Raw genomic sequence first — 23,388 nt, forward strand, 5'->3', positions numbered from 1 at the left:
TATTCCGCAAGCCTTAGAATTGATTTTCTAAGGCTTTTTTTTGTTCTTATACCATATTTTTTTTGAAAATGGAATACTACGTTTACATCACACAATCTCAGAAAGCCAATTCTTTTTATATGGGTTCATCTGCTGAATCCTTAAAGAGATTAGAAAAACATATTCTACCTCATAAAGGATATACAAGCAGAAAGCAACCGTGGACATTGGTTAAATGGTATTAATTCCATGCTATTCTAAAAAACGTTATTCACTGCGGTCTTTGCGTAAACCTTTGCGGCCTTTGCGTGAAACTCCCTCATCTAAGGAATCTTTTTCACCTTAATTTTCTTATCTTTGCAAATTCTAAAAAAAGCGACGACCTAAATGATTTCAGTAGATAATTTATCCCTCAAATTTGGGAAAAGAACACTCTTTGAAGATGTAAACCTAAAATTCACCCCGGGCAACTGTTACGGTGTGATCGGTGCCAATGGAGCCGGTAAATCTACTTTTTTGAAAATCCTCTCCGGCGACCAGGACAGCACCTCTGGCCAAATCAACATCACCCCGGGACAGAGAATGGCCGTCCTTAAACAAAACCACTTCGAGTTTGACGAAATGGATGTCCTCAAAACCGTGATCATGGGCCACAAAACCCTCTACAAGATCATGGCTGAAAAGGATGCCATCTATATGAAGGAGGACTTTACGGAAGCCGATGGAATCAGGGCTTCCGAACTTGAGGCAGAATTTGCCGAAATGGACGGCTGGAACGCCGAATCCGATGCCGCAGCCATGCTTTCAGGCCTTGGCATCAGTGAGGACCTTCACTACATGAAAATGAAGGATCTTGCCGGTAACCAAAAAGTAAGGGTACTATTGGCCCAAGCACTATTTGGCAACCCCGACATCCTTATCCTCGATGAGCCTACCAACGACCTGGACTCCGAAACCATCAACTGGCTGGAGGACTTCTTGGTCAATTTCAAAAACTTGGTGATCGTGGTTTCTCACGACAGACACTTTTTGGACGCAGTATCCACCCATATCGTGGATATTGACTTTGGGAAAATCAAAATATACTCTGGTAACTATACCTTCTGGTATGAGTCTTCCCAATTGGCTGCCAAGCAGAAAACCGATCAGAACAAAAAAGCAGAGGAGAAAAGAAAAGAGCTTCAGTCCTTTATTGAGAGATTCTCCGCCAACGTTGCCAAATCCAAGCAGGCCACTGCTAGGAAGAAAATGCTTGAAAAACTCAATGTGGATGACATTGAACCTTCTACAAGAAGATATCCCGGCATCATTTTCAAACCTGAAAGAGAAGCCGGTGACCAGATCTTCATGTCTGAGGAACTTTCACTAAAAGATGATACCACGGTTTATTTCACGGATGTAAACCTCATGGTGGACAAAGGCGACAAGATTGCCTTCATCTCCAAAACCAAACAGGCGGTTACCAAATTCTTCCAAACCATCATGGATGACCTTCCTGTTCAGAAAGGCAGCTTCAAATGGGGCGTGACGATCAATAAGGCCTATTTGCCAAACGACAACAGCAAATACTTCAATTCTGATCAGAACCTAATCGACTGGTTAAGACAATATTCCACCAATCAGGAAGAGGCTTATGTAAGAACATTCTTGGGAAGAATGCTCTTTACAGGCGAGGAAACCCTGAAAAAATCATCTGTTCTTTCAGGGGGTGAAAAGGTTCGTTGCATGATTTCCAAAATGATGCTTCAAAACCCTAACCTGCTTGTAATGGATGAGCCGACCAACCACTTGGACTTGGAATCTATCCACGCATTCAACAACGCCATCATTGATTTTAATGGCACGGTATTTATCTCATCTTTTGATCATGCTTTCGTGCAGTCAACTGCCAACAGAATCATCGAATTTACGCCTAACGGGACGATTGATCGCCGTATGTCTTACGATGACTATTTGGAAAGTGAGGAAGTGAAAGCCCTAAGAGAAAAAATGTATCAAAAGGCTTAATATAAATTGTTACTAACAGCTGTAATCATTTACATCCTGATTACGGTCAGCATAGGTGCCTGGTCGTCAAAACTTGTAAAAAGTTCTAAGGACTTTGTTTTGGCGGGCAGGCAACTTCCGTTATTCCTAAGTGCCTCTGCCCTGTTTGCCACATGGTTTGGGTCGGAAACCATTTTTGGGGCATCGTCCGAATACCTGGACCATGGCCTGCAGGGAGTGATGGAAGACCCATTTGGAGGGGCCCTATGCCTGATACTTTTCGGGATGTTCTATCTCCGCCCCATGTATAGGATGAATGTCCTTACTCTTGGAGATGTGTTCAAAAAACTTTTCGGAGAGAGGATCGCTTTCCTGTCCTCCCTATTTATGGTTCCCGCCTATTTTGGCTATGTGGCCGCCCAATTGGTGGCGCTCAGCCTGATTTTGGGAGCCATTGTATCCATCCCACTCACCACCGGAATAATCATAAGTGCCGCCATCGTGGTATTTTATACTTTCCTTGGCGGCATGTGGGCGATTTCCATCACTGATTTTATCCAAACAACCATGATTGTGGTCGGTTTGCTTTGGGTAGCTACCATGGTGGCCACAGAGGCCGGTGGGGTGATGCCCATCCTGGAGTCAGCCCCTGAGGGGAGCTTTCAGTTTTTCCCCGCACCCCGCTGGGACGCTTGGGTAAACTACCTTGGCGCATGGATGATTTTGGGTCTAGGCAGTATTCCAAGTCAGGACATCTACCAACGGGTGATGTCGGCAAAGTCTGAAAAAGTCGCCGTGAGATCGACTTATATGGCTGGAGGCTTCTATTTAAGCTTTGGTTTGCTTCCCTTGTTTATTGCTTTAGGAGCCAAAGTATTATACCCTGAAATTTATTTGGAAAACAAACAGATGTTGCTGCCGGAAATGGTCCTACAGCATGGTGGCTTGACCGTTCAGGTGCTGTTTTTCGGTGCCCTGCTTTCAGCTATCATGAGCACCACCAGTTCGGGTTTATTGGCGCCAGCCGCCATCATTTCCGAAAACCTGATACGCCCTACATTTGGCAAGGGTTGGAAGGACGAACACTTCCTTTGGGTGCTAAGAATTACGGTGATAGCGGTTGCCATTATTGCAATTTTCATGGCCTCCTGGAAGGCCAACATCTATGAACTGGTAGCAGATGCCAGTATCCTTCTCCTTGTTTCTTTATTCATACCTTTGACGGCTGGATTATACTGGAAAAAGGCATCACGCTTCGGAGCTGTGTTGGCCATTTTCATGGGCACGGGTTCCTATTTGATTTTACTTACCGTCACTTTGCCCATTTATCCGCACGTCATCGCTTTATTTATCAGCGCTGCAGGGATGTTGATCGGGACATTCCTGAGGCCTACAAAAATCAAAACCAAGAAATATGTACCCGAAAGTATATCTTAAGAAAGGAAAAGAAATCTCCCTAAAAAGACGGCACCACTGGGTTTTCTCAGGTGCCATTGCCAAAAGAGATGAAGACCTCCAAAACGGCCAACTGGTAAAGGTCTATAGCTCCAAGGATGAATTTTTGGGCACCGGACATTTCCAAAACGGATCCATCATGATCCGCGTGATCAGCTTTGAGGATAAGGATATCAACATTGATTTCTGGGTAGAAAAGCTTGGAAAAGCATTTCAAATGCGACAAAATATCGGCTTAGCCGACAACAGCCAGACCAATGTTTTTAGGTTGGTGCATGGTGAAGGTGACATGCTTCCCGGGCTGATTATCGATTTCTATAACGGCACCGCGGTCATTCAAGCGCATAGCATTGGAATGTACCACCACATTGAAGATATCTCATCTGCTCTGCAGCAAGTCATGAGGGAAAAATTGAAAGCCGTATATGACAAAAGCGCCGAGACTTTATCCAAAAATGTAGTCCAGACTGAAAATCGCTTTCTATTTGGAACTCCGGAAACTAACCTTGTTTTGGAACATGGCGACAAGTATGAAATAGACTGGGAAAAGGGACAGAAAACCGGTTTCTTTATTGACCAAAGAGAAAATCGAAAGCTTTTCGGCCAGTACAGCAAGGATAAAAAAGTGCTAAACACCTTCTGCTATTCCGGCGGCTTTTCCATTGCAGCCTTAAATGAGGGCGCCAAAGAAGTCCATTCGGTGGATATTTCCGAGAAAGCCATCGAACTTACCGATAAAAATGTGGCCCTGAATCCCAACCATAAGGGCAAACACGAATCCATCGTCGCCGATGTGGTCAAGTACATCAGGGATATTGATGCGGATTACGATGTGATCGTATTGGATCCCCCAGCATTCGCCAAAAATATCAAAAGCCGTCACAATGCTGTGCAGGGCTACAAACGTCTAAACGCTGAGGCTTTCAAGCATATCAAACCAGGCGGTATCCTGTTTACCTTTTCCTGTTCGCAGGTGGTGGACAAGCAATTATTTGCCAATACGGTGACTGCCGCAGCCATTGAGGTGGGAAGAAACGTGAAAATCCTTCACTACCTCTCCCAGCCTGCAGATCACCCCATCAACATTTACCATACGGAGACGGAATACCTAAAAGGGCTGGTGCTCTACGTTGAATAACCTTGTGACATCTCCCCTTTTGAAATCAACTGGGGAGATGCATATTTTTGCTTTGGTCAGCTCCTCCCTCAAATCAGAATCATCCTTATATTCCCGTTTCGGAATATCCCTGTACTCATATTCAAAGCAAACTTTTTCCTTCTCAAAAACCCAGGGGTAAACAACCAACTCGGATTTTCTACCCAAGTAAGACGATTTCCCCCTTGGTAATTTCTCCAAAAAATCACCAGGAAAACTGTCGGGAAACTGTTCCTTGCAAACCCGAAGAGACAATTCATCACACCACTTGACCAACCTATAATAGGCCTCTGCATCCTCCTTTGGCAAATGAAGGAATTCCCTAAGCTTTTTTTGCCTGGCCAATTCGTCCTCAACCAGTTTTTTGGCTTCCTCCAGAGCACTATACAATTCCACCAAATGCATAGAAACCATCAGGCAGACCCATGATGACTTGCACTCAGCTGTATTGACAACTCTGACGGCCTGTTCGTAGTCAAATCCAAATTCTGTAAAATCCTTTGGAAACCCCTTGTCATTGAGGTGAAAATCACCGTTCCACCCCCTCCTGCCATCATCATGATCGGCTATGGCTACCAAGGTTTCCAGCCAGTATTTTGCGGGTGGCCTCAGCGCCGGCTCCAACTTTTCGGCGATTTTGGCCGCCAGCATCCCATGTGCCCTCTGGAAAATAATGCTAAAATGGGTTTCTCTATCCAAAACAATCATATAGGAGTTTGTATTTTATGGTTAATTTCGGTTTTAAAGCCTCAAAACATCTACCAATCCATGAATCCCTTACTGCATCCTTTCAACACCTTGCACGCCATACCACCATTCGAACTCATAGAAGACAACCATTTTGAAGAAGCCTTGAAGCACGGCATGAAACTCCAAGCCGAAAAAATTGATAAAATAATTGCCAACCAGGCACCTCCAACCTTCCAAAACACCGTAATAGCCTTTGAGGAGTCAGGGAAGGAAATCCGCAGCACACTCAACATTTTTTCCAATCTCAACCTTGCCCACACCAGTCCAATCCTGCAGGCAACGGCCAAAAAAATGAACCCCATCCTATCCAGACATGGTGATGCAATCAGAATGAATGTCCAGCTATTTTCCCGCTTTGAGACCTTGTGGAGAGAAAAGGATACACTGAACTTGCATGAAGAGGAACATATGCTGCTCAAAAAATTCCATAATCTTTTTGTGCGAAATGGAGCTGCCCTACCCGATAAAGAGAAGGACAGGCTGAAAGACATCAACAGCCAACTTGCTGAAGCTACTCTAGAGATTGGCCAGAATCTGCTTCAAGAGACCAACAGCAAGCAGATAGTAATCAAGGATCCACAGGAATTAAAAGGGTTGCCCAACAATATCATCAAGGCGGCACAAGAACATGCAAAAAGTAAAGGGATTCCCGATGCCTATATTTTTACCCCAAACCAGAATACCTATCTCAGTATCTTGACCTATGCGGAAAATAGGAGTTTGAGGGAAAAAATCTGGACTGCCTACACCAGCCGAGGGCAGCATTCCAACGAGAAGCTTATCAAAATAATTACTGATCTAAGACTGGAAAAAGCCCAAATATTGGACTTTCCGCATTATGCTGATTACGTTCTTGAAGAAGCTATGGCCAAGCAGGCTGCAAACGTCAAGGAATTATTGGATAGCCTTTGGCCCGCAGCATACAGTCAAGCAGAAGTGGAATTTGAGGATTTAAAAGAAATCGCTGGCGATTTGGGTATAGAAAAACTCGAACCTTATGATTGGTACTACCTTGCCGAGCAGGTAAGAAGGCAGAAATTTGAAGTGGACGAAAATGAAGTAAGCCAATACTTCACCTTAGAAAATGTTCAGCAGGGTGTTTTTTCAACCTGCAAGAGGCTTTTTGGATTGGATTTTAAGAAACTGGATTCCGCTCCCCTCTATCATCAAGATGTAGTAAGCTATGAGGTGTTGGAGGAAACTGGGGAGACTGTAGGGATACTTTATATGGACTTCTTTGCCCGGGATTCCAAGCAGGGCGGGGCCTGGATGACCAAATACAGGTCACAGCAGTATGAACACGGCAAGCGAACCATTCCCATCATTTCCCTGGTCTGTAATTTCACCCCTCCTGCTGATGGAGAGGCCTGCATACTTACCTTAGACGAGGTCAATACCTTTTTCCATGAATTTGGGCACGCCCTTCACGGCCTGCTTTCCGATGTGAAATTTGAATCCCTGGCTGGCACAGCTGTGCCAAGGGATTTTGTGGAATTGCCTTCCCAACTTTTGGAAAACTGGGCAATGGAGCCACAGGTTTTGAAAGATTACGCCATCCACCCCATGAACAAAAAGGTCATCCCTGAAGAATTGCTGAAAAAGTTAAAGGCCAGCCAAAAATTCAACCAGGGATTTGCCCTGACTGAATACCTGTTGGCAGCATACCTGGATTTGGAATACCATTCTCTCACCACACCGCTCACAGTGAATGCCTCACAATTTGAAGCCGAATTGAATGAAAAGCTAAAGAATTCCTTGCCCATACTGCCTAGATACAAAAGCATTTACTTTTCTCACATATTTTCGGGAGGCTATGCGGCATCCTATTACAGTTATATCTATGCTGAAATATTGGACGCCGACGCCTATGAATCCTTCCAAAATGAGGGAATATTCAACCCTGAATTGTCTTCAAAATTGAGAACGGAAATCCTGGAAAAAGGGGGCAGCAGAGAGGCAGAAGCGATGTACAGAGCCTTTAAAGGACGGATTCCACGCAAAGATGCCCTGTTGAGGCGAAAATTTACGACGTAATATGGCAAACCAAACCCCAATAAATAGAAACAAACGTAAAACCCTTTAGCAGGCTTGAAATCAACGGTTTACGGATTCATTTGTTTAATTTTATGAAAATTCCTTTATTTTTTATCACCAAACATATTGTATTTCCAGATTTTTGGAATACTTTTGGAATACAATACGAAGCAATAGAGCAAAAGCTTTTAAAATAACTATTGAGGATTTTAAGAAATGATTTATGGGAATGTTGAATTATGATTTTGACCTAGGCTTCTATTCTAAAGGGTTTTCTAAAGCCCAAATTTTAGGTTTCACAAGCAAGGACATTGAAAGGCTAGAAGCTATGGAAGGTCCAGAAATTCCGGATAAGGAGAAGGAAAAGAAAGAGGAAAAAAAGAAGAAGGATCCCAACAGCGGAGGTCCTCGACCACCAAAGGAGGAGGAATACCGGGATGACGATGATTTTCCCGAGGTTTCCAACCCCAACAAAAAAGATTGACCACACTTAAGATTAACCACTACACAACCCTTTTTTAATTTTTACTTCTTTTAGCCGTGTCACGATTACGGGATTGTAAAGAGGGATTTTTGAAACAAGCCTCCCCTAACCAGGGAGGCTTTTTCCGTTCTAAGTACAAGGTACTCATCACCGAAGCAATGGGCCACAAAGTTTCACAAAGTAAAAATAAGGGCACGAAGCCCCCTTCGCACAGGTAGTAGGGTATAATACCCCATTTGGCAAAAACATTAAAACCCTCTGTCCTGTAAGCCCTGACTGCCGTCCAGTCAGCTTGGTGCCCTTAGTGACCTCATTTGTCCAATTCATTAGTTCTCCGCGAAGAAGAAACTCCGTGAAACTCTCCCGATTCGCTTTGCTGCTCGGGACAGGTTGTGCAAAACTCTGCGAAACCCTGCCTGCCTCAGCTAGTCACATTGGCAGTCAGGCAGGTCCGTGACCCTTGCTTTCCGCGAAGAAGCCCTTTATAAAAGTTCGTGTAATCTTTGTGACCCACTGTCTCCGCGATGAGGCTTTGTGAAACTTTGTGTAAACTTTGTGCCCTTTGTGGCCCATTGACTATTGTCTCCGCGATGAGGCTTTGTGAAACTTTGTGTAAACTTTGTGCCCTTTGTGGCCCATTGACTATTGTCTCCGCGATGAGGCTTTGTGAAACTTAGTGTAAACTTTGTGCCCTTTGTGGCCCATTGACTATTGTCTCCGCGATGAGGCTTTGTGAAACTTAGTGTAAACTTTGTGCCCTTTGTGGCCCATTGACTATTGTCTCCGCGATGAGGCTTTGTGAAACTTTGTGTAAACTTTGTGCCCTTTGTGGCCCATTGACTCCGCGAAGAAGTTTTTGACTCCCCGCATTTCCTTATATTTGCACAACCAAAAACCACAATACTTTGCAGCACATCATCATCATTGGAGGAGGAATCGTAGGACTGGCCACTGGCTTGAAGATTTTGGAAAGAAATCCGGCCTTAAAAGTCACAGTCCTTGAAAAGGAACAGGAACTGGCCAAACACCAGACCGGCAACAACAGCGGTGTCATTCATTCTGGGCTTTACTACAAACCCGGATCCCTCAAGGCCACCAATTGTATACAGGGTTACCACGACCTGATCAATTTCTGCCAAACGGAGGAGATCCCTTTCGAGTTGACCGGCAAAGTGGTGGTGGCAACTAGAACCGAACAGGTGCCCTTACTGAACAATCTGCTGAAAAGAGGAATTGAAAACGGCTTGGAGGGTACCAGGGAGATCAGCCTGACCGAGCTTCGTGAATATGAGCCACACTGCGCGGGTGTAGCGGCCATTTTTGTCCCGCAAACAGGCATTGTGGATTACAAAAAGGTGGCAGAAACTTACGGGAAAAAGTTTCAGGAGAAAGGTGGTACCATCCATTTAGGCCAAAAGGTAACCAAAGCCAAAACTGTAAACGGCAAGGTAGAAGTCATCACCAATAACAACGTTTTTGCTGCTGACCTGGTGATCAACTGTGCCGGGCTCTATTCCGATAAAATCGCCGAAATGATTACAGGTGAAAAGTCAACCGTTAAAATCATCCCCTTCAGAGGTGAATATTACAAACTCAAAAAGGAAAAAGAATACCTGGTCAAAAACCTGATCTATCCGGTACCTGATCCCAACTTCCCTTTCCTAGGCGTTCACTTTACCCGCATGATGAAAGGCGGTGTGGAAGCTGGCCCCAATGCCGTGTTGGCTTTCAAACGTGAAGGTTACAAGCGCACGGATGTAAACCTGAGTGAACTTGCGGAATCGCTGGCTTGGCCGGGTTTTCAAAAAGTGGCCGGTAAATATTGGAAAACAGGCATGGGTGAAATGTACAGGTCTTTTTCAAAGGCAGCTTTTACCAAAGCCCTACAGGAACTCATTCCTGAATTGACAGAAGATGACCTTGTGGATGGTGGAGCGGGTGTTAGGGCTCAGGCTTGTGACCGTGATGGAGGATTGGTGGATGACTTTAGCATCAAGGAAAGCACACATTCCATCAACGTATTGAATGCGCCATCACCTGCGGCTACCAGCTCACTTTCTATTGGAAATACAATTGCGGAAATGGCCCTGAAGAGATTTTAATCCTTCAGAAAACCCATTACTCTTCCTTCCACCCAGGTAAACTCCTGCTTGCGGAGCACAAATCCGGTATGGCCACCGCGCTTGGGCATTTCAAGATGAATGTTGGTGTGGCTCTTCGCCAAATCTACGGGATAGCAGGCTTCTCCCAGCAAGGGATCGTTCTGCGCATTGACGATCAGGGTAGGAATTTCAATATCGGCCATCCAGTTGTCCGCACTTACGGATTTGTAAAAATCAGCCGCATCCTTAAAACCATGGAGTGGTGCGGTAAAATGGGTGTCAAAGCGGTCAAAATCCTCAATGGTCTCCAGTAGTTTCAGGTCTATCAAATCCGGAAACTGGGAAGCCTTGTTGATCATCTTGACCTTCAGTTTTCCCAAAAACCTTTTTTTGTAAAAGGCATTCTTCCGCAATTTCAAAGTAGCTGCGCTGGATGCAAGATTGCAGGGAGTGGAATAAACAGCCGCTTTTTTGACCTGATTAGGCAGATTTTTTCCGGATTCACCCAGGTATTTCAGTGTTTGGGCCCCTCCCATGCTAATGCCCGTCAAAAAAATTTCATCATAGTCACCAAGGGCAATGGCATGGTCGATTACTGCTTTCAAATCATCCGAGGCACCGTGATGATAAAGTTTTGGGGCCACATTAATCTCTCCGCTACAGGAGCGGTTGTTCCAGGCCAAAGCATCCATGTGCTCCAAATTGGCCAGCTTAACCAAGCCTTTCACATAATGTCTTTCGGAACTTCCCTCCAATCCATGGGACACGATGAGCAATTTTCGGCTCCCCACCTTCGCCCAGTCCAGATCCAAAAAATCTCCATCTGAAGTATTAAACCTCTCCCGCTGATAAGCTACCCCTTCAATTTTTCTGAAAATACTGGGAATAATGGTTTCAAAATGTCCATTGAAAAGATAAACCGGCGGTCCGGTGTAGGAAGAAGATTCTATTAAAGGCATGCTTTTTTTTTTTGTATCAAAAGGCTATTATCAAACAATCAGTTCCTGCAGGGGAATATTTTTTCACTTGGGCAGGAACTTTGTTAAGCAGTATTGCGGTTGATACCCCAATTCCTCTCAGAAGCCTTTTTGAACTGAATTATTTTAAACCTTTAAATTTTTAATTATGAAAATTAAAATCACCTTAGCAGCTATGTTGCTGCTAGTCGGATTCATGTTATTAGATAAAATTAACATGAATGAAGAAGAAAACTTCTTCAACAAATCAGTTACTGTTGAATTTTCGACAGCTAACTGATTCTCCTCAAACCGATTGCCTTATTCCATACAGCTCCTCGAGAAGCTCTCCGGTGGCTAACATGAATTCTTCTTTATGCGGATGTATGCCTGAAGCATTAAAGCCCTGGCTTTCGATAATTACCTTTCCCTCCTCGAGGATCTCTGTCAATCGTTCTAGTCCGAATAGAGCAAGTGTAGGCTTGATTTTGTGGCGGGCCTGCATGATCATTTCATCATCGGCATTGACTAAGCCGGTTGAATACTTTTCCTTTAAATCCTGTACAGAGGTGATTATGGCATCCAGAAGCTCATTTTCGAATTCCTTGTCCCCTTCAGCCATTTCCAATACCAACTGATAATCCAAATTTGTAGAATTGTTACCCATATATTTTTATTTTAAAACTGATACTCCTGCCAAAAACCCTGTACTCCAGGCCGCCTGGAAATTAAAACCGCCTGTGATTCCATCAATATTCAATACCTCCCCCGCAAAAAAAACTCCCGGCACAATCTTACTCTCCATCGTATTGGGATCCACCTGGGACAGGTCCACCCCGCCAGCGGTCACAAACTCCTCCTTAAAAGTAGTTTTTCCCTCAATGGTCAACACGTAATTAAAAAGACACTCTACAAGTTTATTAAATTGCTTTTTTGGTATATCCAACCACAAAGCGGTATTTTCAATGGAAGCTTTTTCACAAAGATGCTCCCAGAGTCTTGCAGGTAAATTAAACAAAGGATTTGAAATTATTTTCTTTTTGGGGTGATTTTTTTTAAAATTGGTAAGTTGAGTCCTGATTTCCTCTTCATTTATTTCGCTGTCCCATCTGATGTGGGCCTTCGCTTTATACTCCTTTTCCGCCAACCATTTGGCACCAAAAGCCGACAACTTCAATACAGCCGGACCGCTCACACCCCAATGGGTGATCAATAATGGCCCAGTATAATCCAGCTTGCTTCCCTCCAGTTTTATATGTGCCGAAGGCACACTCAACCCCGGCAAGGATTTGATGGTTTCACTGGGAGTATTGAAAGTAAATAAAGACGGCAAGGGCGCCTCAACTGTATGCCCTAAATTCTCTACCAATTGATATGAAGCCAGTTTTGGCGCACCGCCAGTGGTGATGATGATCTTGTCAAAGGAGTGCTTACCCCCAACTGAATAAAGGTCAAACGTGTTTGAACCCTGTTCAATATTGTCAATGGCTGTTTTGGAAAGAAGGACCACCCCATGCTTGTCTGCCTCATTTCGAAGTGCATTGATAATGGTTTGGGAAGAATCGGTGATGGGAAACATCCGCCCATCGGCTTCCGTTTTCAGGGTCACTCCCCTGCTTTCAAACCATTCGATGGTATCTGGAACAGCAAAATGTCGGAAAACTTTCTTTAGGAATTTCTCACCTCTGGGGTATGATTTGATGAGTTTGGAAACTTCTCTCGCATCATGGGTGACATTACACCTTCCTCCGCCGGAGACTTTTACCTTTGAGAGGGTTTTTGGGCTCTTCTCAAAAATGGTGACCTGTGCACCCTGCTGAGCCGCAGTAATCGCCGCAAAATAGCCCGCAGCACCTCCCCCAATCACTCCTACTTTAATCATGCGGCAAAAATAAACAATACAATCGGAACATACTTAAGACTTTAGAAAAAGATTGGGATTTAATCCAGGAATGATGCCTGACTGCCTTCATCAAAGGCAATCTGCTGTTTTCACCTTGATTGGTGGCACGGAAGACCGAAGACGGAAGACCGAAACTGGCCACCGCCATTTTGTATCGTTGCCACAAGAAAAACCTTTCCCGATCCGCTCCGCTACTCGGGACAAGTTGTGCGACTTCTTTTTACTTCGTGGGACTTTGTGACCCATTTTTCATTGTTTAAGGTTTAAGGTTTTAAGTTTAAAGCTTATGATTGAAAGTGTGCTCCGCGAAGAAACTTTGTGTCCTTCTTTTTAACTTTGTGCTACTTTGTGACCCATTAGAATATTCACCACTGCAGGCTTTGCGCTTGCTCTTGGCGACCTTTGCCTGAAACTAAAGTGACCAATTAATTTTTACTTCCCACTTTTATCCTATTTTTTTGTACCGGTATGGCGAAAACGAAACGATCAAAGAGAAAACCCAAAAAAGGCAACAAATACTCCTTCCTAATTTTCTTCCTGCTGGTATTGGCTATTTTTTCCCTGTCCATCTATACCATGCAGTTGGTACAAGATTTCGAAGGCCCAAGCATCAAGTCACCAGAAGCCAGAAAGGAACTCGCCCAGCAGAAAGCCGCAGTAAAAGATTCACCCACCAAGGAAAAGGTGATCCCCGCTGGGCAAACCGAAACCGTAATGGATTTTGATGAGTTTCTGCTGGATCTGGTCTCCTCACCGGAATTTTCCCACCCAACCTTAAGCGTAAATCAGGAAGGGGAATTGATCTCCCACAGTGCCTATAGCCTGGCCTATGATGAGGAAAACGAACAGGCCTACTGGGTAAGTTACAAGCTCACTGCCGATATGCTCAACGGGGGCGTCAAAAGAGGCAACAACTTCAGGGAGGATCCCACCGTATCTACAGCATCGGCCTCTCCTTTGGATTACAGGCTCTCCGGATACGACCGTGGACATCTAGCCCCTGCAGGGGATTTCACCTATTCCAAATCAGCAATGGATGAAAGTTTCTACATGAGTAACATGTCCCCACAGACACCTGCTTTCAACAGGGGAATCTGGAAAAAACTCGAAGAACAGGTGCGGTACTGGGCCAAAGCCAACGAAGAAATCTTTGTGGTGACAGGTCCTGTGATAAAGGAAAAAAGTTTAACTTTAGGTCAAAACAAGGTAACGGTCCCGGAATATTTCTATAAGGTAATATTGGACATTCATCCGCCAGAGTACAAGGCCATCGCCTTTCTGATGAAAAATGAAAAATCCAACCGCCCACTCTTGGACTTTGCAATCTCCGTGGATAGCCTCGAAAGATTTGCCGGACTGGATTTCTTTCCCATGTTACCCGACACCCTTGAAAAAAGACTAGAAAAAAGTAAGAATCATGAAATTTGGTTTGAATAAATACATTGCCTTACTGTGCCTGCTGTGCACCTTCTGCACCTTGCAGGTAAGCCTGGCACAAAGACCTAACTTGGGCACTTCCTCCCGTATGATGAACTCAGCCAAGGAAGCCATGGCCCAAGAAGATTACGACAAGGCCAACAACATCTTTCGGCAAATAATAGACAGCAATGCTCCCATCCCACAGGAGATGCCTTATCATTTTGCCAAAACCCTGTTTCACCTCAAGCAATACGACAACAGCTCCAACTTTCTCCAAAAGTACATGGAGATTAATGGCTTCAATGGTGAAAATTATGAAGAGGCTAAGGAGTTGCAGGACAAACTTAAGGCACCTCTAGCCGAGATCAGGGCTTGCCAGCTTTGCGACAGAAAGGGATACGCCTACGAGACCTGCTCCACTTGCGAAGGACACGCCCATAGCCCCCAAGACTGTAGCTATTGCAAAGGCAAAGGGATTGTAGGATGCAGCCGTTGTGCGGGAAAAGGAATGATTACCAAGAAAAATGTCTTCAACCTGGTGGAATACTACGAGTGCGACCGATGCAAAGCCGAAGGCCGCCTCACCTGCCCAGAATGCGAAGGCTCCAAAACCGAACTCAAAACCTGCAGAACCTGCAACGGCAGCGGCCGGGTAACCTCTGACAAACTTTGCTCCCACGAAGAATCCCAAACCTAACCAACCAAAAAAAGGCTTCCCTAGATCAGGAAGCCTTTTTTTATTATTTAATTCTCAAGTATCCGCATTGATGCCCGCGGCTTATATTCCTTTGTTTACAAGACGGAAGACCGAAGACCGATGACCGAAGAAAGCTTCATCCAAGCATCAAACCAAGATTCTTGCAGTTATAATGGTTCAATCTAATTTGCCGAGACAGACTTTGTGAAACTTCGGTATTACTTGGTGTCCTTTGTGACCAATTTGAAGTCACGAATTCAACTTCAATTACAGTACTTATCCAATGCACTCTGCGCAGGCGCATAGCCCATCGATACAGCCTGCTTCAAGTCATCGCAACCGCCTCTCTTATTTTTGGTACCCAGTTTAAGGACACCTCTATAATGATAAGCCTGTGCAAATCCTTTATCTGCTTTTATTGCCGCACTGTATTCCTGAAGCGCCTCATCGGTATTACCCAACTGGTGAAGGGCTCTGGCTTTTAAGAAATTGGCCATGGCCGGGGCACCGGACGTTTCGGTTGCATAATCCGCATACAACAAGGCTGCGGAATGGTTTTTCTGTTTTTGGTACAGGTTGGACAAACTCATCATCACCTGCACATTCTTGGAATCATGTTCAAGAGCTTTCTTGAAGTCGGCCTCAGCCTGCTCCAAGTTCCCCAGTTCCTCATGTGCCCGGCCTCTGTTATAGAGAGCCTTCACATTTCTGGGAGATTTCTCCAGATAGGAATCATACGAGGATACAGCCTGCTCATATTGACCTTGTGCGTAGTAGGAATCTCCCTGCTCAGAATCATCCTGACCACAGGCAAACATGAGGGTGGCCGCCCCAAACATAATTATAATACTTTTTTTGAAATTCATTAATTATTTATTTGATTAAACTGCTACGTTATTTTCCCGCAGTGCCTCATTTAGGGACGTCTTCTTATCCGTAGAGGCTTTTCTTTGACCAATGATCAAAGCACAAGGGACCTGATACTCCCCTGCAGGAAATTTTTTGGTACGTGAGCCCGGGATCACCACGGATCTTTCAGGCACGTATCCAGTATATTCTTTAGGCTCGCTTCCGGTCACATCGATGATTCGTGAACTTGCGGTCAAAGTAACCCCAGCCCCGATCACGGCCTCTTTTCCAATTCTAACACCTTCTACGATGATGGCTCTTGAACCTATAAAGGCACCGTCTTCAATTATCACCGGCGCAGCCTGTACTGGCTCCAACACGCCGCCAATGCCAACTCCCCCACTCAAATGGACATCCTTGCCAATCTGCGCACATGAACCAACGGTAGCCCAGGTATCCACCATGGTGCCGCTATCCACATAGGCGCCGATGTTCACATAAGATGGCATCATCACCACACCTTTGGCCAAGTAGGCACCGTATCGCGCCACCGCATGAGGGACTACCCGCACACCCTGCTTGGCATAGTTGGACTTAAGGGCCATCTTGTCGTGAAACTCAAAGGGCCCCACTTCGATCGTTGCCATTTTCTGGATTGGAAAATAAAGGATGACGGCCTTTTTAACCCAGTCGTTCACCTTCCAGCCGTCAGCTGTAGGCTCTGCTGTCCTGAGGGTCCCCTGATCCAATTCGCTTATGACCGTTTTTATCGCTATAATAACGTCTTTCTCTTTCAATAATTCCCGGTTGTCCCAGGCTTTCTCAATAATGGTCTGTAATTCCATAAATTTTGGTAGATTCGCTAAGTTTGATTTTGCTATAGATGAAGAAGGTAATAATCGCGTCAGTCCTGAAACCGCTCAACGACACCCGGGCTTTTTATAAGCTTGCCCTATCTCTGCGTGAAACAAATAAATACCATGTAAACATCATAGGATTTTTTGCAAAAAATACACCAACAGAGCCAAATATAGTTTTCTCGACACTCCAAGCGAACCACCGTTTACATTATACACGGCTTACGGCTTCATTAAGGTTTATTAATCTTGTTAAAAAATACAAACCCGATCTATTGGTAGTGACCACATACGAGCTTTTGCCGGCTGCGGTATACCTCAAAAAGAAGCTCGGCTTTAAACTGGTGTATGATGTACAGGAAAACTACTCCCTTAACATCAAATTCAACCAAACGCTACCAAACTGGCTGGGAAGACTGCTCTCAAGAGCGGTAAGCTATATAGAGAAACGGGCCTTTAAATATGTGGACCATTTTCTGCTCGCGGAAAGATGCTACCAAAAGGAATTGGATCTAAGAGATGCTTTCACAATCCTGGAAAACAAAACAACTCTCAAGCCCATTCAAGTTTCACCATTCCAGCTGTCCCCAAATCGACCTTTAACTTTTGTGATTTCGGGAACACTCACGCCTATATATGGAGTGGAAGAGGCAGTCAATTGGTTTATTCATTTAAATAAAGAAGCTCCTCATTTTAACCTTTCAATTGTGGGTCACGTTCCGATGCAAAGTTTTCGCCGCAGGCTTTTGGAACTTGTGGAAGGACATCCCCACATCCACCATGAACTCTCATCCACACCCCTACCTTATCCACAAATAACGAAGACTGTCAGTATGGCAGACCTGGTATTAATGCCCTATCAGCAGATTGACAGCATTAGGTATAAAATACCAACCAAACTTTATGAATCTTTAGCCCTCTCCAAGCCAATAATCCACGCACCAAATCACCTTTGGAAAGACAATACCGCACCCTATTCTGCTGCCTTGGAATTGGACTTTTTGACCCCTCCCACCAACGCGGATTTTCTTTCAAATTTACACACACACACCTTCTACAAAATCTCCCCTTCCACTGAAGTAACCTGGTCGCAGGAATCCACCAAATGGATCCTCCTTGTGGATAACTTACTAGGGTAATACCCCTTTGTCCACACTTAACAACTTTACACCCTTTTTAGAAACCAATATGCCCTAACCGGAAACTCCCTCCAATCCCCCTCATCACCCCTATTTCCCTATTCCGATATTTCCCTATTTATTACATTTCACTTTATATCAATATATTACATATTTATTTAGCCATATCTAAATTTATATTTAGCTACTATAAAACCCGAGTTCACAATCCAAAATGAGTTTTCCACAATCGGATTAGGTTATATGGAAATATTTTTTTAGTATTGCCTAAACAATGTTATACACCCCCACAAACTGGGCTATATGATCAAGCTTACATCTGCTGAAGAAAACTACCTGAAGGCCGTCTATCACCTCTCCGAGGAAGGCAAGAAAAACGTATCCACCAACGACATCTCTGCCGAGATGAAAACCAAGCCCGCCTCCGTCTCGGACATGCTGAGAAAACTGTCGGAAAAACAGGTGATCGACTATCGGAAATACTATGGGGTCAACATCACCGAAGAGGGTAAAAAGTATGCCCTACAGGTGATCCGTAAGCACCGCCTCTGGGAAGTCTTCCTGGTAGAAAAGCTAAGGTTTGCATGGGATGAGGTACACGAAGTGGCAGAAGAATTAGAGCATATCAAGAGCCCTATTCTCATACAAAGGCTGGACGAATTTCTGGGCCACCCCAAATTTGACCCCCATGGTGACCCCATCCCGGATGAGTTTGGGGATGTTAAGGCAAGGCCTCGCCTACCCCTAAATGAGCTGGAACTGAACGACGGTGGTCAGATAGTTGCGGTGAAGGACAGCAGCGCGGCCTTCCTCCGATACCTCGACAAAGTGGGTGCTTACATTGGCGCCAGAATAAAAGTTTTGGACAAAGTCGAATTTGACGGCTCCCTGGAGATCTTGGTGGACAACAAAAAAACCCTTTTCATGTCCAAGGATGTCGCTGCGAATATTTTGGTTTTGCAACAGTGATTTCTTAGTACAAAGTACCAAGTACCAAGTACAAAGTACAGATGAAGGCTGCCGGTTTTAGATTTGGCCCTGGTATTTTGCCAGCAGTGCTTAAACGAAAGGATGAAACACAAGGTCCGAATTGCAAAATGAGGTGATGACAATGGTAATATTTGGTGCGCCAGAAGGCTAAAAAAAACTCAATTGCCAAAATACTTGGTACCTGGTACCTGGTACTTAGTACCCAATAACAAACGAATACTGAATGAAAATAAATGAACTTCTCTAAACACACCGCACTCATCATCCTAGTCCTAGCTCTAGGCTGTAAATCCGTAGATCGCGAGAGGAACGAGAAATTCCTCATCGTCACCACTACCAATATCCTGGCGGATGCAGTTAGACATATAGTGAAGGATAGCGCGGAGGTGCAGTCCTTGATGGCCATTGGTGTGGATCCGCACCTTTACAAGGCCAGCCAAAGAGATCTGGACAAGCTCTTTGATGCTGACCTGGTAATTTACCAAGGCATCTTTCTGGAAGGGAAAATGAATGAGGTACTCAAAAAATTCTCCAGAACCAATCCTGTGGTCTCGGTCGAAAACAGGCTCTCCCCCACCCTATTGCTCGAAGACGAGGAGTTTGAAGGGGCATTCGATCCCCATATCTGGTTTGACCCCATGATATGGAAGGAGACCATCGAAAACCTTGCCCTCGACCTAAAAGAAACCAAGCCGGAATGGTCTGAGTACATAGACTCAAACGTGCTAGAATATAGCCAAACGCTTGATTCACTGCACACCAGCTTACAGGAAAAGATTCAGGATCTGCCCCAGGACAAGCGGATCCTGGTGACTGCTCACGATGCTTTTGCCTATTTTGGAAGAGCCTATGGACTGAAAGTCCACGGACTGCAGGGGCTTTCCACGCTTTCCGAGCCTGGACTGAATGATGTGTCCAAGCTTGTCAATTTCATTGTAAATAACCAGATCAAGGCCATATTTTCCGAACAAAGCATTTCCCCGAGAGGTGTTAAAGCTTTAGTGGAAGGCTGCCGAAGACGGGGCCAGGAGGTCAAACTTGCCGGTCCACTTTACACCGACAGCCTTGGAGAAAAGGACGGACCGGCCGGCACCTATACCGACATGCTCCTGTACAACATGGTAACGATCGTAGAAAACCTAAAATAGCATGATAACGCAAGTTGAAAACCCAGTACTGGAAGTGCACGACCTGACGGTGAGTTATGGCCGAAACCCGGTATTGTGGAATATAGATTTTACTTTACCCAAAGGCTCACTGGCCGGCATCATCGGTCCCAACGGAGCCGGTAAATCCTCTTTGATTAAGGCCATTATGGGATTGCTGGAAATCAATAACGGCTTCATCAAGATCTTTGACCAAGGGTTAAATGAGGTCAGAAAGAAAATCAGCTACGTCCCCCAAAGGGAATCTGTGGACTGGGATTTTCCTGCCTCGGCATTGGACATTGTTCAAATGGGAACATACCACAAACTCGGACTATTCAAGCGCCCTGGTAAGGCCGAAAAGGCCCTGGCACTGGACTGTCTGAAAAAAGTGGGCATGGAAAAATACCGGGACAGGCAGATCTCGGAACTTTCGGGGGGCCAGCAGCAGCGGGTCTTCATTGCCCGGGCCCTCGCCCAGCAGGCTGAAATCTACTTTATGGACGAACCCTTTGCCGGGGTGGATATCAGTACCGAAAACATGATCGTCGACCTGCTCAAGGCCATGACCGCTGAGGGGAAAACCGTGATTGTGGTTCATCACGACATCCATTCTGCCCCCAAATACTTCGACTGGATCATCATGCTCAACATGTATTTGGTCGCTTCGGGCCCCACCGAAAAGGTGCTCACCGAGGAACTACTGGAAAAAACCTTCGGAGGCAAACTCAGCCTGCTGTCCGATGCGGCGCAATTGATCAAACAGAAAGGGTTTAACCCATTGAAAAGCTGATATGGAAGACTTTGTTTACTTCTTTTCCTTTCAGGACCCCAATGTAGCCATGGTGGTGGCCGGCATCACGCTGCTCTCCATCAGCGCTGCCATGGTGGGCACCTTTACATTTTTGGATAAGAAAGCTTTGCTGGGAGATGCCATTTCCCATGCCGTGCTTCCGGGAGTCTGCCTAGCCTTCATGTTTGCCGGCAGCAAAAACCCCTACTGGATTGTCCTTGGAGCATTTATTACTGGAGCGGTTTCCACATACGCCATAGAATGGATCAGCCGATCGACCAAACTGAAGGAGGACACCGTGATTGCTGCCGTCCTTTCTGTCTTTTTTGGGATAGGCATCCTCCTCTTGACCCAGCTTCAACAAACCGGTGACGCCGCCTTGTCCGGACTCGACCATTTCCTCTTCGGCAACGCCATTTCCATTGTCTATGAAGATCTGATGGTTTATGGCATTCTGGCTCTACTGGTTATCGTCTGCCTTTTGGTGTTTTACAAGGAGTTCAAGCTCATCATTTTCAATCCAGGCTACGCCCAAAGTGTTGGACTCCCGGTCAAAAGACTTAAACTACTGTTCAATACTTTACTAGTAATGGCCGTTGTCACTGGAATTCAGGCAATTGGCGTGGTTCTGATGGCAGCCCTATTGATCACCCCTCCGGCAGCTGCCAGATTTTGGTCCGACAGATTGAAAATCATTCTGCTGCTAGCCGTGATTTTTGCCGTGTTCTCCGGGATAGCCGGTGCCTACATTTCCTTTGCCGTGCCCCATATGCCCACCGGGCCATGGGTGGTGATGGCGATTTCCTTTATAGCGTTTGCCTCTTTCTTCTTTGCAGGGAAAAAAGGCATTCTTTCCAAATGGTACAACCAGAGAAATTACCAGCAAAAAATCCATAGAGACCACCTCTTGAAATCACTTTATCAGGTAAGGGAGAGAAATGCCGCCCCCTTGGGCAAAGCCGATATTTTGGAATTGTTTCCCGGAAAGGAAAAGGAAACCAAGCGCTTTATCTCCAAATTGAAAAAGGAAGGCCAAATCGAGGAAAAATCCAACCACCTCCTGCTCACCCCTACCGGATTGGTGGAAGCCAAAAGAGTGGTAAGGCTTCACAGGCTTTGGGAACTTTACCTTGCCCAATACCTCAACCTGGCACCTGACCATGTACATGACATGGCCGAGAAAATGGAACACCTGCTCACTCCCGAGCTCGAAGCCAAACTGGATGCCTCTTTGGATTATCCAACCCAGGATCCACATCACTCCAAAATCCCCAGAGACCATGACCTTTGATCCAAACGCATTTTTGATCATCCTCACCGGAACCCTGATCGCCATTTCCTGCGGACTTTTAGGATCCTTCCTGATTTTGCGCAACATGGCCATGATTGGCGACGCCATTTCCCATGCGGTACTGCCGGGGATTGTTTTGGCATTCTTCTTTTCCGGTCAAAGGGAAGGAATAGCCATTATCATTGGGGCGGGCTTGCTGGGAATTCTGGCCACCATCATCATCGACTACCTGAGCACAAAGGTCAAACTCCAAAACGATGCTTCCATCGGTGTCACGTTTACCTGGCTGTTTGCCATCGGGATTATTCTGATTACCGTATTTGCCGGGCAAATTGACCTGGACCAGGATTGTGTGCTTTATGGCGAAATTGCCTACATCCCCCTAGACCTGATCGTAACCGAAAACAACACCATCCTTGGCCCAAGGGTATTATGGATCGCTGTGATCAACGTGATATTGGTGCTTCTGTATGTTGGGTTTATGTATAAAGAATTAAAACTTACTTCCTTCGACAAGCAGTTTGCTCAAACCATCGGATTTTCCACCGGATTCATCAACCTGAGTTTGATGGGCATGGTGTCTTACACCACGGTAAGTTCCTTTGAGGCTGTGGGCGCCATTTTGGTTTTGGCCCTTTTGGTTGTCCCTCCCGCGACTGCCTACATCCTCACCAAAAAATTGAAGCCCATGCTGCTTTTGACTATATTGATCGGGTTCCTAACTTCGTTGGTGGGATATTACCTGGCCTACTTTATAGATGGCTCCATCGCCGGCGCCATGGCAAGTGTTTCCGGCCTGTTCCTTTTGGCCGCCATCCTCTATGTGACCATCCAAAAAAGAAGCATTGGAAAAGGGATCATCATGCCGGCGGAACTAAAGAGATGAAGTTTTTATTTATTATTTTTGAATGTCCACAGCTCACAGTGGACCGTGGACCCAAATAAGTTATGATGCAAAAAGTACTACTTACGATAAGCCTTCTAGTGGCGATGGTATTTTCCGCCCAGGCCCAGGGGGAAATAAAATGGCTGACTTTCGAAGAGGCTGCCGAAAAAAACCAAAAGGCTCCCAAGATGGTCTTAGTGGACGTTTATACCGATTGGTGCGGCTGGTGCAAGAAAATGGACAAAGGAACATTTACCGATCCGGCGGTGGTCCGTTATGTAAACGAGAATTTTTATCCGGTAAAAATGAACGCCGAAGACAACAAGCGGAAGTTCAATTTCAGGGGACATGAGTATACTGAGCAGACCATGTCACGGGCCATGCGCGTCAGCTCCTACCCCAATTTCATTATCATGGATGCCGCGATGGAGAACATCACCCAAATGCCAGGTTACAGAGAGGCAGACAATTTCCTAGAGACACTTCAAGCAGTACTTCAACAATTCAACCCTTAAAG

At 45.4% G+C, this 23,388-nt stretch carries 23 protein-coding genes; 17 read left to right on the plus strand and 6 right to left on the minus strand.

The window, feature by feature from the left end; genetic code table 11:
• The first annotated feature begins 68 nt into the window (after positions 1-68).
• The 4 genes from KI659_RS18795 to KI659_RS17200 all read left to right on the plus strand — a co-directional run bounded on the left by KI659_RS18795 (position 69) and on the right by KI659_RS17200 (position 4,558).
• On the plus strand, positions 69-224 hold the full coding sequence (locus tag KI659_RS18795; RefSeq protein WP_213946618.1) for a GIY-YIG nuclease family protein: 156 nt from the start codon (positions 69-71) through the stop codon (positions 222-224).
• 142 nt (positions 225-366) lie between these two features.
• Positions 367-1,986, plus strand: a complete 1,620-nt coding sequence (locus tag KI659_RS17190) for an ABC-F family ATP-binding cassette domain-containing protein (RefSeq protein WP_213946619.1) — start codon at positions 367-369, stop codon at positions 1,984-1,986.
• Positions 1,987-1,992: 6 nt separating this feature from the next.
• A complete protein-coding gene (locus KI659_RS17195) occupies positions 1,993-3,402 on the plus strand; it encodes a sodium:solute symporter family protein (RefSeq protein ID WP_213946620.1) in 1,410 nt (469 codons plus the stop codon).
• Entirely contained in the window at positions 3,380-4,558 is a 1,179-nt protein-coding gene (locus tag KI659_RS17200; protein WP_213946621.1) for a class I SAM-dependent rRNA methyltransferase, read from the plus strand. The genes KI659_RS17195 and KI659_RS17200 overlap by 23 nt, the downstream gene beginning before the upstream one ends.
• Here KI659_RS17200 and KI659_RS17205 read toward each other — a convergent pair.
• Positions 4,529-5,284 (minus strand): DUF3891 family protein, encoded by a 756-nt coding sequence (locus KI659_RS17205; RefSeq protein ID WP_213946622.1) that lies wholly within the window; start codon positions 5,282-5,284, stop codon positions 4,529-4,531. The two genes, KI659_RS17200 and KI659_RS17205, sit on opposite strands and share 30 nt — an antisense overlap.
• A 60-nt stretch (positions 5,285-5,344) precedes the next feature.
• On the opposite strand from KI659_RS17205, the gene KI659_RS17210 reads away from it, so the two are divergent.
• From KI659_RS17210 to lhgO, 3 genes are all read left to right on the plus strand, one after another.
• Positions 5,345-7,360 (plus strand): M3 family metallopeptidase, encoded by a 2,016-nt coding sequence (locus tag KI659_RS17210; RefSeq protein WP_213946623.1) that lies wholly within the window; start codon positions 5,345-5,347, stop codon positions 7,358-7,360.
• A gap of 223 nt (positions 7,361-7,583) precedes the next feature.
• Positions 7,584-7,844, plus strand: coding sequence for a hypothetical protein (locus tag KI659_RS17215; protein WP_213946624.1), 261 nt, complete (start codon positions 7,584-7,586; stop codon positions 7,842-7,844).
• A gap of 905 nt (positions 7,845-8,749) precedes the next feature.
• Positions 8,750-9,946, plus strand: a complete 1,197-nt coding sequence (lhgO, locus tag KI659_RS17220; protein WP_213946625.1) for an L-2-hydroxyglutarate oxidase — start codon at positions 8,750-8,752, stop codon at positions 9,944-9,946.
• Here lhgO and KI659_RS17225 read toward each other — a convergent pair.
• Positions 9,943-10,905, minus strand: coding sequence for a YheT family hydrolase (locus KI659_RS17225; RefSeq protein WP_213946626.1), 963 nt, complete (start codon positions 10,903-10,905; stop codon positions 9,943-9,945). The two genes, lhgO and KI659_RS17225, sit on opposite strands and share 4 nt — an antisense overlap.
• Before the next feature lie 166 nt (positions 10,906-11,071).
• Between KI659_RS17225 and KI659_RS18700 the strand changes: the two genes are divergently transcribed.
• On the plus strand, positions 11,072-11,203 hold the full coding sequence (locus tag KI659_RS18700) for a hypothetical protein (protein ID WP_262897954.1): 132 nt from the start codon (positions 11,072-11,074) through the stop codon (positions 11,201-11,203).
• 6 nt (positions 11,204-11,209) lie between these two features.
• On the opposite strand, the gene KI659_RS17230 is transcribed toward KI659_RS18700, so the two are convergent.
• Both KI659_RS17230 and KI659_RS17235 read right to left on the minus strand, forming a co-directional pair.
• On the minus strand, positions 11,210-11,569 hold the full coding sequence (locus KI659_RS17230; protein WP_213946627.1) for a hypothetical protein: 360 nt from the start codon (positions 11,567-11,569) through the stop codon (positions 11,210-11,212).
• A 6-nt stretch (positions 11,570-11,575) separates the two neighbouring features.
• Entirely contained in the window at positions 11,576-12,784 is a 1,209-nt protein-coding gene (locus KI659_RS17235; protein ID WP_213946628.1) for a BaiN/RdsA family NAD(P)/FAD-dependent oxidoreductase, read from the minus strand.
• Between the two features lie 489 nt (positions 12,785-13,273).
• Here KI659_RS17235 and KI659_RS17240 point away from each other — a divergent pair, with 489 nt between their 5' ends.
• Together KI659_RS17240 and KI659_RS17245 are read left to right on the plus strand one after the other, a co-directional pair.
• Positions 13,274-14,242, plus strand: a complete 969-nt coding sequence (locus KI659_RS17240; protein ID WP_213946629.1) for a DNA/RNA non-specific endonuclease — start codon at positions 13,274-13,276, stop codon at positions 14,240-14,242.
• The gene (locus KI659_RS17245) at positions 14,223-14,921 is read left to right on the plus strand and encodes a tetratricopeptide repeat protein (protein WP_213946630.1); all 699 of its coding nucleotides are present in this window, start codon (positions 14,223-14,225) and stop codon (positions 14,919-14,921) included. Before KI659_RS17240 ends, KI659_RS17245 begins: the two co-directional genes overlap by 20 nt.
• A 263-nt stretch (positions 14,922-15,184) precedes the next feature.
• Here KI659_RS17245 and KI659_RS17250 read toward each other — a convergent pair whose 3' ends face one another.
• Together KI659_RS17250 and KI659_RS17255 are read right to left on the minus strand one after the other, a co-directional pair.
• Complete coding sequence (locus KI659_RS17250; RefSeq protein WP_213946631.1) at positions 15,185-15,787, minus strand: tetratricopeptide repeat protein; 603 nt, start codon at positions 15,785-15,787, stop codon at positions 15,185-15,187.
• 15 nt (positions 15,788-15,802) lie between these two features.
• Positions 15,803-16,615 carry a 2,3,4,5-tetrahydropyridine-2,6-dicarboxylate N-succinyltransferase gene (locus KI659_RS17255; protein WP_213946632.1) on the minus strand — a complete coding sequence of 271 codons (813 nt, stop codon included), beginning with the start codon at positions 16,613-16,615 and terminating at the stop codon, positions 15,803-15,805.
• A gap of 38 nt (positions 16,616-16,653) precedes the next feature.
• Here KI659_RS17255 and KI659_RS17260 point away from each other — a divergent pair, with 38 nt between their 5' ends.
• The 7 genes from KI659_RS17260 (at position 16,654) to KI659_RS17290 (ending at position 23,386) form a co-directional block, all read left to right on the plus strand.
• Entirely contained in the window at positions 16,654-17,766 is a 1,113-nt protein-coding gene (locus KI659_RS17260) for a glycosyltransferase family protein (protein WP_213946633.1), read from the plus strand.
• A 303-nt stretch (positions 17,767-18,069) separates the two neighbouring features.
• Positions 18,070-18,735 (plus strand): metal-dependent transcriptional regulator, encoded by a 666-nt coding sequence (locus KI659_RS17265; protein WP_213946634.1) that lies wholly within the window; start codon positions 18,070-18,072, stop codon positions 18,733-18,735.
• A gap of 254 nt (positions 18,736-18,989) precedes the next feature.
• Positions 18,990-19,904, plus strand: a complete 915-nt coding sequence (locus tag KI659_RS17270; protein WP_213946635.1) for a metal ABC transporter solute-binding protein, Zn/Mn family — start codon at positions 18,990-18,992, stop codon at positions 19,902-19,904.
• A gap of 1 nt (position 19,905) precedes the next feature.
• Complete coding sequence (locus KI659_RS17275) at positions 19,906-20,694, plus strand: metal ABC transporter ATP-binding protein (RefSeq protein ID WP_213946636.1); 789 nt, start codon at positions 19,906-19,908, stop codon at positions 20,692-20,694.
• A gap of 1 nt (position 20,695) precedes the next feature.
• On the plus strand, positions 20,696-21,985 hold the full coding sequence (locus tag KI659_RS17280) for a metal ABC transporter permease (RefSeq protein ID WP_213946637.1): 1,290 nt from the start codon (positions 20,696-20,698) through the stop codon (positions 21,983-21,985).
• Positions 21,975-22,871, plus strand: coding sequence for a metal ABC transporter permease (locus KI659_RS17285; RefSeq protein WP_213946638.1), 897 nt, complete (start codon positions 21,975-21,977; stop codon positions 22,869-22,871). The genes KI659_RS17280 and KI659_RS17285 overlap by 11 nt, the downstream gene beginning before the upstream one ends.
• A 65-nt stretch (positions 22,872-22,936) precedes the next feature.
• Positions 22,937-23,386 (plus strand): thioredoxin family protein, encoded by a 450-nt coding sequence (locus KI659_RS17290; RefSeq protein WP_213946656.1) that lies wholly within the window; start codon positions 22,937-22,939, stop codon positions 23,384-23,386.
• Positions 23,387-23,388: the final 2 nt, after the last annotated feature.

Source organism: Litoribacter ruber (assembly GCF_018449405.1).
Classification (GTDB): Bacteria; Bacteroidota; Bacteroidia; order Cytophagales; family Cyclobacteriaceae; genus Litoribacter; species Litoribacter ruber.

Coding starts and splice junctions, on each gene's coding strand:
- KI659_RS17270 (WP_213946635.1), top strand. CDS start 18,990: ATGAACTTCTCTAAACACACCGCACTCATCATCCTAGTCCTAGCTCTA.
- KI659_RS17280 (WP_213946637.1), top strand. CDS start 20,696: ATGGAAGACTTTGTTTACTTCTTTTCCTTTCAGGACCCCAATGTAGCC.
- KI659_RS17250 (WP_213946631.1), bottom strand. CDS start 15,787: ATGAATTTCAAAAAAAGTATTATAATTATGTTTGGGGCGGCCACCCTC.
- KI659_RS17290 (WP_213946656.1), top strand. CDS start 22,937: ATGCAAAAAGTACTACTTACGATAAGCCTTCTAGTGGCGATGGTATTT.
- KI659_RS17260 (WP_213946633.1), top strand. CDS start 16,654: ATGAAGAAGGTAATAATCGCGTCAGTCCTGAAACCGCTCAACGACACC.
- KI659_RS17235 (WP_213946628.1), bottom strand. CDS start 12,784: ATGATTAAAGTAGGAGTGATTGGGGGAGGTGCTGCGGGCTATTTTGCG.
- KI659_RS17215 (WP_213946624.1), top strand. CDS start 7,584: ATGGGAATGTTGAATTATGATTTTGACCTAGGCTTCTATTCTAAAGGG.
- KI659_RS17275 (WP_213946636.1), top strand. CDS start 19,906: ATGATAACGCAAGTTGAAAACCCAGTACTGGAAGTGCACGACCTGACG.
- KI659_RS17200 (WP_213946621.1), top strand. CDS start 3,380: ATGTACCCGAAAGTATATCTTAAGAAAGGAAAAGAAATCTCCCTAAAA.
- KI659_RS17240 (WP_213946629.1), top strand. CDS start 13,274: ATGGCGAAAACGAAACGATCAAAGAGAAAACCCAAAAAAGGCAACAAA.
- KI659_RS17285 (WP_213946638.1), top strand. CDS start 21,975: ATGACCTTTGATCCAAACGCATTTTTGATCATCCTCACCGGAACCCTG.
- KI659_RS17225 (WP_213946626.1), bottom strand. CDS start 10,905: ATGCCTTTAATAGAATCTTCTTCCTACACCGGACCGCCGGTTTATCTT.
- KI659_RS17230 (WP_213946627.1), bottom strand. CDS start 11,569: ATGGGTAACAATTCTACAAATTTGGATTATCAGTTGGTATTGGAAATG.
- KI659_RS17190 (WP_213946619.1), top strand. CDS start 367: ATGATTTCAGTAGATAATTTATCCCTCAAATTTGGGAAAAGAACACTC.
- KI659_RS18795 (WP_213946618.1), top strand. CDS start 69: ATGGAATACTACGTTTACATCACACAATCTCAGAAAGCCAATTCTTTT.
- KI659_RS17205 (WP_213946622.1), bottom strand. CDS start 5,284: ATGATTGTTTTGGATAGAGAAACCCATTTTAGCATTATTTTCCAGAGG.
- KI659_RS17265 (WP_213946634.1), top strand. CDS start 18,070: ATGATCAAGCTTACATCTGCTGAAGAAAACTACCTGAAGGCCGTCTAT.
- KI659_RS18700 (WP_262897954.1), top strand. CDS start 11,072: ATGAAAATTAAAATCACCTTAGCAGCTATGTTGCTGCTAGTCGGATTC.
- KI659_RS17210 (WP_213946623.1), top strand. CDS start 5,345: ATGAATCCCTTACTGCATCCTTTCAACACCTTGCACGCCATACCACCA.
- KI659_RS17255 (WP_213946632.1), bottom strand. CDS start 16,615: ATGGAATTACAGACCATTATTGAGAAAGCCTGGGACAACCGGGAATTA.
- KI659_RS17245 (WP_213946630.1), top strand. CDS start 14,223: ATGAAATTTGGTTTGAATAAATACATTGCCTTACTGTGCCTGCTGTGC.